General features: G+C 55.8%; 11 protein-coding genes and 1 pseudogene. 6 read left to right on the forward strand and 6 right to left on the reverse strand.

Annotation, left to right across the window (positions count from 1 at the left end):
- Both FFS64_RS31485 and dusA read left to right on the forward strand, forming a co-directional pair.
- Nucleotides 1-190, forward strand: a pseudogene (locus FFS64_RS31485) (tRNA dihydrouridine(20/20a) synthase DusA); the annotation flags it as partial.
- Complete coding sequence (gene dusA, locus FFS64_RS25400; RefSeq protein WP_137807620.1) at nt 120-1,022, forward strand: tRNA dihydrouridine(20/20a) synthase DusA; 903 nt, start codon at nt 120-122, stop codon at nt 1,020-1,022. The pseudogene FFS64_RS31485 and the gene dusA, both read left to right, overlap by 71 nt.
- Before the next feature lie 41 nt (nt 1,023-1,063).
- Here dusA and FFS64_RS25405 read toward each other — a convergent pair whose 3' ends face one another.
- The gene (locus FFS64_RS25405; RefSeq protein WP_137807621.1) at nt 1,064-1,897 is read right to left on the reverse strand and encodes an undecaprenyl-diphosphate phosphatase; all 834 of its coding nucleotides are present in this window, start codon (nt 1,895-1,897) and stop codon (nt 1,064-1,066) included.
- A 609-nt stretch (nt 1,898-2,506) separates the two neighbouring features.
- Between FFS64_RS25405 and FFS64_RS25410 the strand changes: the two genes are divergently transcribed.
- The 4 genes from FFS64_RS25410 to FFS64_RS25425 all read left to right on the forward strand — a co-directional run bounded on the left by FFS64_RS25410 (nt 2,507) and on the right by FFS64_RS25425 (nt 6,480).
- Nucleotides 2,507-3,247: a winged helix-turn-helix domain-containing protein gene (locus tag FFS64_RS25410; protein WP_256660532.1), complete on the forward strand. Its 741-nt coding sequence runs from the start codon at nt 2,507-2,509 to the stop codon at nt 3,245-3,247.
- 29 nt (nt 3,248-3,276) lie between these two features.
- Nucleotides 3,277-4,032 (forward strand): EAL domain-containing protein, encoded by a 756-nt coding sequence (locus FFS64_RS25415; protein WP_137807622.1) that lies wholly within the window; start codon nt 3,277-3,279, stop codon nt 4,030-4,032.
- A 34-nt stretch (nt 4,033-4,066) separates the two neighbouring features.
- Complete coding sequence (locus FFS64_RS25420) at nt 4,067-4,735, forward strand: helix-turn-helix domain-containing protein (RefSeq protein WP_137807623.1); 669 nt, start codon at nt 4,067-4,069, stop codon at nt 4,733-4,735.
- Nucleotides 4,736-5,085: 350 nt separating this feature from the next.
- Nucleotides 5,086-6,480, forward strand: a complete 1,395-nt coding sequence (locus FFS64_RS25425; RefSeq protein ID WP_137807624.1) for an undecaprenyl-phosphate glucose phosphotransferase — start codon at nt 5,086-5,088, stop codon at nt 6,478-6,480.
- Nucleotides 6,481-6,772: 292 nt separating this feature from the next.
- On the opposite strand, the gene FFS64_RS25430 is transcribed toward FFS64_RS25425, so the two are convergent.
- The 5 genes from FFS64_RS25430 to FFS64_RS25450 form a co-directional block, all read right to left on the reverse strand.
- On the reverse strand, nt 6,773-8,851 hold the full coding sequence (locus tag FFS64_RS25430; RefSeq protein ID WP_137807625.1) for a YjbH domain-containing protein: 2,079 nt from the start codon (nt 8,849-8,851) through the stop codon (nt 6,773-6,775).
- Complete coding sequence (locus FFS64_RS25435) at nt 8,848-9,612, reverse strand: capsule biosynthesis GfcC family protein (protein ID WP_137807626.1); 765 nt, start codon at nt 9,610-9,612, stop codon at nt 8,848-8,850. Before FFS64_RS25435 ends, FFS64_RS25430 begins: the two co-directional genes overlap by 4 nt.
- Nucleotides 9,609-10,274: a YjbF family lipoprotein gene (locus tag FFS64_RS25440; protein WP_137807627.1), complete on the reverse strand. Its 666-nt coding sequence runs from the start codon at nt 10,272-10,274 to the stop codon at nt 9,609-9,611. The genes FFS64_RS25435 and FFS64_RS25440 overlap by 4 nt, the downstream gene beginning before the upstream one ends.
- A gap of 14 nt (nt 10,275-10,288) precedes the next feature.
- The gene (locus tag FFS64_RS25445) at nt 10,289-11,398 is read right to left on the reverse strand and encodes a polysaccharide biosynthesis/export family protein (RefSeq protein WP_372241879.1); all 1,110 of its coding nucleotides are present in this window, start codon (nt 11,396-11,398) and stop codon (nt 10,289-10,291) included.
- 86 nt (nt 11,399-11,484) lie between these two features.
- Entirely contained in the window at nt 11,485-11,730 is a 246-nt protein-coding gene (locus FFS64_RS25450; protein ID WP_137807629.1) for a hypothetical protein, read from the reverse strand.
- Nucleotides 11,731-11,923 lie beyond the last annotated feature (193 nt).

Below are 11,923 nucleotides of genomic sequence, written 5' to 3' on the forward strand. Positions count from 1 at the left end.
GCTGGGTCGTGAGGCGTATCACAATCCTTATGTGATGGCTGAGGTGGATCAGCAGCTGTTCGGCAGCACCGCCCCGGTGATCACGCGAGCCGCAGCGCTGGCGCAGTTGCGGCTTCTTCCTGCGCCTGCTGTCGAAAAACGCCCTGCTCTACACCGAAATGGTCACCACCGGTGCGCTCCTCAACGGTGATCACGAACGTTTCCTGCGTCATAACGAAGCCGAGCACCCGCTCGCGTTGCAGTTGGGCGGCAGTGTGCCGCTGGATCTCGCGGCGTGCGCGCGCATGGCCCAGGATCACGGTTACGACGAGGTGAATTTGAATGTCGGCTGCCCGAGTGATCGGGTGCAGAACAATATGATTGGCGCGTGCCTGATGGGGCATCCGCAGTTGGTGGCTGATTGTGTGAAGGCGATGCGCGATGCGGTGTCGATACCGGTGACGGTGAAGCATCGCATCGGCATTAACGGCCGCGACAGTTATGAGGAGTTGTGCGATTTCGTCGGCACGGTTCGCGAGGCCGGGTGCACGAGTTTTACCGTGCATGCGCGGATTGCGATTCTGGAGGGGTTGTCGCCGAAGGAGAACCGGGACATTCCGCCCTTGCGTTATGACGTGGCGGCGCGGTTGAAGGCGGACTTTCCGGAGTTGGAGATTATTCTCAACGGCGGGATCAAGACGCTGGAAGCCTGCCACGAGCATTTGCAGACCTTCGACGGGGTGATGCTGGGTCGTGAGGCGTATCACAATCCTTATGTGATGGCTGAGGTGGATCAGCAGCTGTTCGGCAGCACCGCCCCGGTGATCACGCGAGCCGAAGCGCTGGCGCAGTTGCGGCCTTACATCGCTGCGCACATCGATGCCGGCGGTTCGATGCACCACATCACTCGACATGTGTTGGGGCTGGGCACCGGGTTTCCGGGGGCGCGCAAGTTTCGGCAGTTGTTGTCGGTGGACATTCACAAGGCCAAGGAACCGTTGGCGTTGCTGGATCAGGCGGCGCAGTTGCTCGAGGGACGTTAAGCGTGACTCGGCCGTGGGACACCACGGCCGAGTGCACACATTCAGAGCGCCGCTGCTTCCGTCCAGTTGACCCAACCGAATATCCATGTGGCCAGGATCAGTAGACCGAATACGATCCGGTACCAGGCGAATGCCGCGTAACTGTGGTTGGCGATGAACTTGAGCAAGCCTCGAACGGCGATCATGGCGAACAGGAACGCCGTCACGAAGCCCAGGGCAAATACGGGCAAGTCGCCGGCCTGGAACAGATCCCGGTACTTGTAGCCGGAATAGACGGCGGCGCCGACCATGGTCGGCATGGCCAGGAAGAACGAGAACTCGGTCGCTGCCTTGCGTGACAGGCCAAACAACAGTCCACCGATAATGGTCGATCCGGAGCGCGAGGTGCCGGGAATCATCGCCAGGCATTGTGCGAAACCGACCTTGAGAGCATCTGGCCAGCGCATATCATCGACATGATCGACGTACACCACATGGTTGCGCTCCTCGGCCCACAACATGACGATCCCCCCCACCACCAAGGCCATCGCCACGGTGATCGGGTTGAACAGGTATTCGTGAATCTTGTCGGCGAACAATACCCCCAGGACAACTGCCGGCATGAAACCGATCAACAGGTTCAAGGTAAAACGCTGTGCATTGCGTTGGGTGGGTAAACCGCTGACGATTTCGAGGATCTTGTGTCGAAACTCCCAGACGACCGCAAGGATGGCGCCCAGTTGAATAATGATATTAAAGGCCATTGCCCGCTCACCGCCGAAGTCGAGCAAGTCTGCAACGATAATCTGGTGCCCGGTGCTGGAGATGGGCAAAAACTCGGTGAGCCCTTCAACCAATCCCAGAATCAACACCGATACAGTGGTCCAAAGATCCATCAATCCCCCGTTAGACCCTCATGAACATTCCATGAAGGGCCTGCTGCCAATTTAAACGCCTGAAGTTCATTGCAACAGGATCCACTCGAAAAGAACGAATCGAGCCTGACCCCAATCAAGACCTGACAATGACTACTTGGCGAACGCGAGAGTAAAACGCATCAAGCCGTGCAATAAAACCGTTTGTTATCAAATGTCCACCGCCAGAACTAACGAAAGAAAAGTTATATATCCCTCATTCGTACGAAACACCTCTAACGGAGACAGCATCAGCTAATGCCAAAACACACAAAATTTCAGTGGATATTAATTTTCGATAGCAATTTAGAATCGATACCAACACTCAGCCGTGCGTCAAGCTTATGGCGCCGGAAAATCGGGAGATCGAGAAAAGGATGGCATAGTGCTATGTTTGCTTTGACGTGGGCAATTTAGCTGTAGAGTTCTCCATCCAAACCTCAAGAACGCCAACGATCACGCCAGATTCACCCGCAACGTTAAAAAAACCAGCCGACCACTTCAAATTTCGATGAAATGTTACCAATTGTCAGTCACAAATGAGAATCGGTGCTTTAACATCCAGATGTCAGCACCCAGCCGGATCAAAGCATGATGCTTACAGGAAATACAACGACTTCATATCACAACCAGGCAAAGGAGCAGACAGGGATTCTCACCATTGGGCGGACCCACATGCTGGCGGAGAATTTCAAGGAATTAGTCACCAGGCACGCTGGTTCCGATATGCCAGTAGTAGCAACGTGCTACAGCAACTCGTTCAATAGAAACAAGCACCTGGAGTTGTACCGCGGGATTTTTGTGATCATTGATAGCCCACAGGCGATTACTGACAGCATTGCCCTGATTGAAGATCTTCGCTCAGACAATATCGGGTCGATCATTTTTGCAGCGATCACCGGGTCGGGCACCTACAACAAGATGAAATACTATCTTGCCGGCGCCGATTACTGCATGAAATTCAACAATATGCCCGAGGAAAACACCGAGGTATTTTCCGGGATCTTCAGCAGTCCGGAATGGCAGAAAAAAGACCTTCTGCTTTTGGACCCCACGCGCATGTGCCTGATCGGGGACGATAAAAAGCTTGATGTATCGTTTGCAGAAATGCGGATTCTTGAAGCGTTCTCTCAGACGAAAAGCCACATATTAAGTCATGACGAAATCGCCAACGTCATGGGCCTTAATATCAATTTTTATGACCCAAGAGCCTTGGAAAAATCGATCAGCCGCCTTCGCGGCAAAATTAAAGATCTGTATGGCACCAACGCCATTCAAAGTATTCGCGGGCATGGATATCGCCTGATCAGGGGTTTTATTTCTACCACCTGATGACCAATATGCAATGGAGTTTTTGCATCATGAACGCAACCGAATGCGTGCCTCGCTTCGAGCGTGCGAATCATTACTTGTCTCGGCAATTGATTCTTACACGCGATGACTGCCCATTTGGCAGCGAGATCAAAATAAAATCTGACGACAGTCAGGTCCTGTCCGCCCTTGCATCCTACGCACCGGCGACACATCAGATGAATGGCATCTACAGTGAAGCACTGATGCAGACCCGTCTGATCGCTTTCTCATTGAAAGATCGCAACCTGTCTAGCCAAAACAAATACCTGAGCCGTCGTTTTGTCTGCGTGGAGCAGTCAGCGCTCGCCCATGCCGCCCTCACCGAGGAGCTGATCCAGTGCAGTGACGCCCTGCGTGGTTTCGGCCAGACACTGGTGGTCGCACTAAACGAACTGCCCCTGCCGGCGGTCAGCTTCACCGATAAAAAGAAAATCCTCCACAACGTGTATCAATTGAAAGATCACGGCATTGAAATCGCATTCGACGGTTTCAATATCTACGATGAAAGTATCGAGATATTTACAACCTTGAATCTATTCGACTATATCAAGATATCTATTTCATCCCTAGACTTGAGCCTCAAGCTTACGAGCAACCCGGAACTCTTCAATCGACTTTATGAGCGTATGACCCTGCAGGCTCATAACACCAAAGTCTGCTTTATAGCGGACAGCGTCGAGCATGCTGCTAGCCATGTACTGGCGCGAGCGTTGCCCTTTGATTACTTTCAAGGGAGCCATTACTCCCCTGCCGACAACCTTTAAACCAACGTCCAGGCGTGCAATTCAGGAGAGAGACATGGAAAGCAGCACAAACCTCCCGAGAAAATACTTTGTCGTAGTCACCCATAGCCCCGCACTTCAACTTGAGCTGGAGGCACTGTTATCGAGCAAGCGCTATAACGCGTTCGGTACCTCACAGGCAAAAATGTTTGTTGAAGGCGTGACCCCACCCTCCTCCGCCCCTAAACTCATGGAGTTTATTTACCCCCACGTGGAAAGAATGGTCTCACCTGTTATCAAGCATGATACACAGCGCATTCTTTCGACATTCAAGTCCGAGTGGCAAGCGGCCCAGTCCGCTACTCAGCGCAATAACATCGCATCCATTACAGTTGAAGCCAAGGATGACACGCGGGATCGCCTCGCTCATTCGGCCGCCGAAACCTGGCGATTAAGCAATGGCAACGGCGCTTTGATCAAGGATGATATCGAGATTGTCTTGACTGGCCTGGAGGCCACACTGCTCAAGAAAATGCTGCATCATGATGATCGTGTCGTCAGCAAGGATGACCTTATCCGTAGTATCGGTAGAGAGCCCGAACACTATCGAGGTCTCGAAATGTGCCTGAGTCGACTGCAGGAGAAGTTCAAGAATGCCAGCAATGGCGAGCGTCTTTTTCGTGCAGTCAGAAATCGCGGGTATTGCCTGATACAAAAAATCGTACGTGGAAAAAGCCTGATCTAAACAAATAAAACATCCACTGGCCGTGCACTACAATAACAATAATGCACACCGACCTGCTTCTCTCTCACCCTGGCCTCTCCTTCGATAAAAACCCACATCACCCTGCTACAACATCGACTATTTATAACGCCCCTGCCACCCTGATATATCGGCCACCCACACTAACGCCCCGTTAGAAGTCGTCAGACACCCCTCACGGCAATAACTTAATCTGTTTACTGACGACAGCGCCGCCCTTTGGCGTTTCAGTTCGTCAACGGATGGCCCTCTTATAAAAACAATAACACTTGCCAGATCAACTTTGGTTCTTGTCTGTCGACTCGCGTATGGACGTATTTTGGGGATATCGCATGGTTAACAATCTTCGTATCAATCGAAATACCACTCTCAAAGGATTGACCTTCTGGGGACAGTGGGCATTGGGTCAGGGTTTTGTTGTCACCCTGTTACTTCTATTGGTTTATAACCAGACGGGAACGGTAGAGTTTTATTATCGTGTGTGCGCAACACTGACGGTACTGGCATCGGTGCCCGCCTATACATGGTGTGGTGTTTATGCCAAGAAGGATAATTACCTGGAAGGGTTGATCCGATTATTGATGGGTTGGGCAATGACTTTGGCGGCGTTGGCTATTGTGGCCTTCCTGTGCAAGGCCAATGAACTGTTTTCCCGTCAAATCATTCTGGTCTGGGCAATCGGCAGTTATGTCGGGCAGGCACTGCTGTATGTCCCATTGCAGGGTTTCTCGAAGTACTACCAACGCTCGCTTCAACGTGAGCGCAAAACGCTCATCGTGGGGACTGGCGAGCTGGCTTTGGGCTTGGCCAGCAAACTTCGAACACTTGAGCACTTCCCGCTGGTTGGCCTGGTCAGTTCCGACTCCACGCCTCTGCTGGAGGCGGATGCACCTCCTGTCGTTGGCCCGCAAGAAGCGCTGCTGGACCTGATCAAGGCCCACGAGATCCGACGCCTGTACATCACGTTGCCCCTGAGCGAGGCGGCACAGATCGAAGCCATGTACGGCGACTTGCTCGATGCACACGTCGATGTTGTCTGGGTGCCGGACCTGAATAGCCTGACCCTGCTCAATCACTCGGTGAGTGATGTGGATGGCCTTCCGGCGATCCATTTGAATGAAAGCCCGCTCACCAGCCAACCCACCGCCGCGCTAAGCAAGAGCCTGCTCGACAAGAGCGTGGCACTGATGGCTATCGTCGTTCTGAGCCCGCTGCTGTTGGCCATTGGCCTGGCGGTCAAACTCACCTCCCAGGGTCCGGTCTTCTTCAAACAGGACCGTCATGGCTGGAACGGCAAGGTGATCAAGGTCTGGAAGTTTCGCTCGATGCGCGTCCATGACGATCACGAGGTGAAACAGGCCAGCCGTAACGATTCGCGGATTACACCGGTCGGACGCTTCATCCGTCGTACCTCGCTCGATGAGTTGCCGCAGTTGTTCAATGTCTTGCAAGGCCACATGGCCCTTGTCGGGCCGCGTCCGCATGCCGTTGCTCACAATGACTACTACTCCGGCAAAATTCTCGCCTACATGGCTCGCCACCGAATCAAACCGGGCATCACCGGCCTGGCTCAAATCAGTGGATGCCGCGGCGAGACCGACACCCTCGACAAGATGCAGCAGCGCGTCGAGATCGACCTCAAGTACATCAACAACTGGTCGTTGTGGCTGGACCTGAAAATCCTGGTGAAGACCCCTTTCACCTTGCTCTCCAAGGACATCTATTGATGGGCGGATAGTCGGGCACAGGCAACACATCAAGGGGACGCAAGTCCCCTTTTTCATGGGTAAGGATTGAGTTCCGCTGGCTGCATTGAGTTGCCGCGCCAGCCAAACGAAACCGCAGGATCAGCGACGCGTGCCCGTTCCCGGCACAGTCTGTCCAAGGGATGTTTCATAGGGGGTCGGAAACGCAGCGAGCGCCGCGCTGGAGGCTCAGGGTACGGACCGGCCACGGTCTTCCCTTTCGCGTGTGGGCTCTGCGATCTACAAGGCTTGTCGCCCTGTAGATCGCCCGCCATCACTCAGTGATTTTCTCGAAGTTACGGTAGAACAGGTCACTGTCACGGCTATCGGTCATGGCATGCAGCGAGTAGCTGCGGTTGAGCCGGGCACCGCCGTCCCGGGTCAATGGCGACCAGACGATATTGGCGCGGCGCATGGTCGACATGCTCATCATTTCGTCGAAAGGAATGGACAGGTAAATGCCCTTGTCGAAGCTGCCTTCACCGTACTCCGCACTAGTCGCGGTGGTGATGGTGGCCCAGGCACCGAAGCGCACACCGTTGGAGAATTCGCGCGACAGGTCGACCGTGGCCCCCCAGTCCCGCGCCAGGTAACGTCCGACACTGACGGCTGCCTGGGCATCGAATGGCAAGTCGGTATAACCGGTGACGTGGCCGGTAACGGTCGAGTAGTCACGCAGGCCAAAGCCCTGGTCGAAATCACGCTGGCGAACATAGTTCAGGTCCGCGCCGACCGACCAGCGCTCACCTGCCGGACGAAACAGCACCTCACCACCGACGCCGGCAAACATCGACTCCAGATAGCCACCGTAAACCATGCCATACAGGTCCTTATCCAACTGCTTGGCGTGGTTGAACTGGAAGGTGGGCATGGTGACGTCGGAGGTCGTCAGGTACTGGCGCAGATCCGTGCGCACCCGTGGCAATCCACTCGGTGCATCGTAGGTAAAGTGGTCGTAGTTGTTCAGCAGATTCACGCTGAGCAGACCGCTCCACCAGGTATTGCGGGTGAAGCGGTACTCGGCATCCACATCGGCCGTCACCTGATAAAGCAACCCGTCAGGACCACCGACGTTCTGTTTGTAGCCCAGGCCGACACCGTAGTTGAAGGGATCACGCGCCTGGGTATAAAGCGTCGTCTCCGCGTGCGGCATCGCCCCGTTGACCTCGGTGGTGCGATGCAGACTTTGCAGCGGCTCTTCATTGTTGACCACTTCGCGGAACGTTTGACGAGGCACGCTGGTTTCTTCCAGCGGCATGTCATAGCGCTTGTTCACCAGGGTGAACCAGTCGATGTCGTCGTTGACGCTGTTGTCCAGGATACGGCTGGCACGGCCAACGGCTTTTGCCGAATGGAAGTAATTCGTCTGCTCGCCGTACACGAACAGTTCCGGCCCCCGCTGAGTGATGCGTTCGACCTTGTAACCGGCATTTTTCTGCAGGCGTTGGGACACGTCGGCCCAGTTGACCTGATCCGGTGCGGTGGTCGGTGCTTGCGCAGGCAGGCGTTCAGCCGGCGGGTCGTAGGCCTTGGCCGGCGCCTTGCGGCTGACGAAATTGGTGTGCAACGTGATGCCGAACATCGCGGTGTTGCCGCGCTCCCAGGCGGCGCTGAGATCCACCGAATCCGTCAGCTTGAACACCGCGCCAATGTTGATCGGCGAGTCCTGCTTGATGGCGTTGTCCTTGGGCTCGTTCTTGTAGTCGTTGCCTTCGTATTCGAGCTTCAGGCTGAGAGGATCCCAGGGCGTCTGGTAGCTCACGCCACCGAAGAACGAGGGCCTTCCACGAAAATAGGCATTGGTATTGACGTCACCGGCGCCCTCGCCCTCAGGCCGGGTCTTGAAGCGATCGTCGATCCAGCCCGCCGGGTTATCGAAGTCACCCCGATTACCCAGGTATCCCCAGGCAATGCCGGCGCTGAAATCGAAGTCGTCGTAGCGTTTGTTAGCCACCAGAAATTCGCTGGAGAACAACCCGGTGCCCCCCACGTCGCGAAACCCCAGGGCCAGCTCGGGCGCCCAGTGGCTTTCCTGCCACAGGCGCAGCTTGACGTCCACGGCCTTGTCTTTATAGCTCTGGTCGCCACTGAGCGACTCCGGGCCGTAGGGACGGTTGGTGATCGCGGTGTAGCGGAACGAACCTTCAAGCCATTCGAATGGCTGCAATGAAACACTGTAGCGACTGTACGGACGGGTGCGATTGGCATTGACGCTCAACTCGCCCGCAGGCGCCATTCGGGCCGTGGGGGTCTGCAACAACCCGACCCCGCCAAAATCATTCTGAGTCCATCGCGGTTCGGCATGGGCCAATCCACAAGGCAATAACAACACGGCTGCAAAACGTAAACTCAAGGAACCACCTCAGCCGTTTGTGTGGCAAGAAATTCAGCCAACTGCTGATTCAGTTCAGGTATGGGCGGATTTAGATCGTCGGTTCTCACGGGAACCAGGATTTTGCTGCCGGCGGCAGGCACCTGGCCGCTCTCGCGATTCCACGGCGCAATGCCGACGCGGCGGGTCACGCCATCGGGCTGGATGAGCCACAGGTAATCGGGGTCGGCATCGGCAAGGGGCGCGCACGCCTGCAGGTAATCACGGGCCTGCAGCATGGCGCGATGCTCGAACCGGCACGGCTGCGCGACGGCGCCCAGCACTTCAACCACGTTCGAACGCATGGGGTAGACCAGGCTGTCGCCGTCATCGAGACGGAAGTTGCGAGCAAACCCGACCTCCACAGCGATCGGGTCCAGTATGGCAACCTGACGTCCCGTGACCGGCCAACGGCTGACTTGCTCATGCAATTGCATCGCTAACGCAGCGCGACCGGTTTGCTCGAAGAGCAACGCGGTACGTTGCAAGACTTTCAAATCGAACAGGACACCGGCTTTCAGGCGCGTCTGCTCGTCGAGCAACGGCTGGCGCAACCAGGCGGCGGCCAGCCAGTAGCCCTCAGGGTTGGGTTGCGCAGAGCGGATCACGTCCAGTACGCGCGCGCCGGCAGGCAGGTCGACCGGCCCCGGATTGCGTACATCGCCACTGACGGTCACCGCCGCCACGCTCACACCGCTGGTGACCAGCAGCAGGCATGTCCATAACAGGGAGGAAAACTTCAACGGACAACCTCGCGTTCAGAGGTCAGTCGAACGATCTTCACCCGCAATTGCTTCGTCAGCTGCTGCTCACTCTGCAGGATGAAACCGTTGTCCGGATCGACCCAATAGTGATTGGTCGCATGCAGGCCAATCGCCGGTGCATCAATCTGCTCATCGACACGCAGCACAGCGTATTCCTTGTCCAGAATCCTGATGGTTTCCATGGGCTGTCGCGCAAAACGGCTGTTCAACGCCACACCCGTTTCATAGCCGTGATAAAGATCGATCCAGCGTTGACTGCTGTAGCCATCGGGCACGCGATGAAGGCCTTGCTTGAAAGGCGAGGTGTCGGCCAGACGAGTGCCGTCCAGATCGCCCTCCAGACCAAGGCCAACGCTGCGCACCGCCAAACCGTCGCGCAGCAACAGCACTTGCTTGCCGGACGCTACCCAGTACTGCAAGTCATCTCGCTGGCGCACCATCGCCAACACCCCCTCGCCGGAAGGGGTGGTCAGTTTGAGTTGGGGATAACGAATCGCGGCCACCTGGGCCGGTGTCACGTCCAGTTCATCGGGCCCGGTGACCGCCCCTTTCAGGTTGGTCAACGTGGCCGTCATCAGGGGATTACATCCACACAACAGCAAGGCCGCCATCAAGCAGACGCTAACATTCAACGTTCTCACAGTTGGATCAGGCCTTATCGGTTGTTGGCTTCGCTCATGTTGTTTTGCGCGGCTGCGCCGATGCCGATAATCGAAGCCGATGGCACCAATTGACTGATGAAGCGGTTCCAGCGGGTGACGTTGGCAGGTCCAACGTAAACAATGTCCTTGGGGTGGACATCAAAGTGCGTGGCGAGGGCCATGGCGGTAGGCGATTCGGCTTGCAGCTGAAAGATTTTCGCCGGTTCCACATCCAGGTTTTCCACACCCCTGATGACATACACGGCGTTGCCGTTGGACGTGGTCTGATTCAACCCGCCCACCGAACCGATAACGTCGGACAGGTTCATGGTGCGGGTCTTGAACGTCAACGCGCGCGGCTGATTGACCTCACCCATCACATAAATCTTTTTGTTGTCGTTGTACGGCAGGTACAACTGGTCACCGCCTCGCAGGTAGACCTTCTGCAACTCGGAGTCCTGTTGATTGAGCGCATCGAGGTTCAGCGGATAGACCCGACCGTTGCGCGTCAACAGCAACCCGGACAGATCGGCATTCAACGGATCGATACCCGCGGAACCCAAGGCTTCGACAACGCTGAGCGGGTTGGTCGAAATCGGCTGCGGACCGGCCTTCAGCACAGCGCCCGACACCACGACTTTCTGGCTGGCAAAGCGCAACACGGCGACATCCACTTGCGGATCGGAAATGAACGTCGACAACTTCTCGGCGATATCGGATCGCAGTTGCTGGATGGTCTTGCCAGCGGCCCGGATTTCTTTGATGTAAGGGTAATAGAGCGTGCCGTCGGATCGGACCAGGCGTCCGTTCGCATCGATCTGCTGCTGCGCCCCCGAAGGCGCGGTGAGTTCGGGGTGATCCCAAACCGTGATGTACAAGACATCGTTATTGCCGATGAGGTACTCGGCCGGTGCCGCCAGCAATTCCGCAGGCAGTGAATCGCGCGCAGGTGTGGCTCTTTCCATGGCAATCAGCTTTGGGGTGATCGGAATCAGCTCGACCCGACTGCTTTCGCTGGACCCTTCACGAGTGATATCACTGGTACTTAGATGTTGACCCGGCGAAAACATGCAACCTTGCAAAGCAATACTTGCCAGCATTAAAAAAGGAAAACGACGATTCATAATGGCACTACGCTATTCAAGGGCAAACCAAAACAAGATCACCCGGGATTAACCGGGCGATCTTGTATTTAAACCTGCGGGATTTTTCAGTTACTTGTACCGGTGGTCCCGGTAGTGCCAGTGGTGCCGGTGGTGCCGGTGGTTCCGCCATTGGAACTTCCACCACTGTTGGACGCTGCAACTCCCGCTGCAACCAATGCCGTGCCGGCCAGGACGGCCTCCGTAGAGGTTACGCTACCGACAACTGCCGTGTCCGTAGTCAGCGGTTCTTCTGCGGCGAGCGCCCAACTGCTGGTCAGGGATAACAGGGCTATTACCATCATTCTTTGCATATCAAACTCCTCCCTGATACTCGCCCCTTTGGATTGATACCAGGTGTCCGGTTAATTACAGAACATGATCAAGCCGCAGGGTGTCGAATCGAATCCGTTATTCGTCGCCAACACCGCATGACTGACACACGTTGAACGGCAGTCTTTATATGTACGGGCTTACCGCCCCCATGACCAGTCAATTTTTCCGACG

The sequence above is a fragment of the Pseudomonas sp. G(2018) genome (assembly GCF_005502415.1).
Classification (GTDB): Bacteria; Pseudomonadota; Gammaproteobacteria; order Pseudomonadales; family Pseudomonadaceae; genus Aquipseudomonas.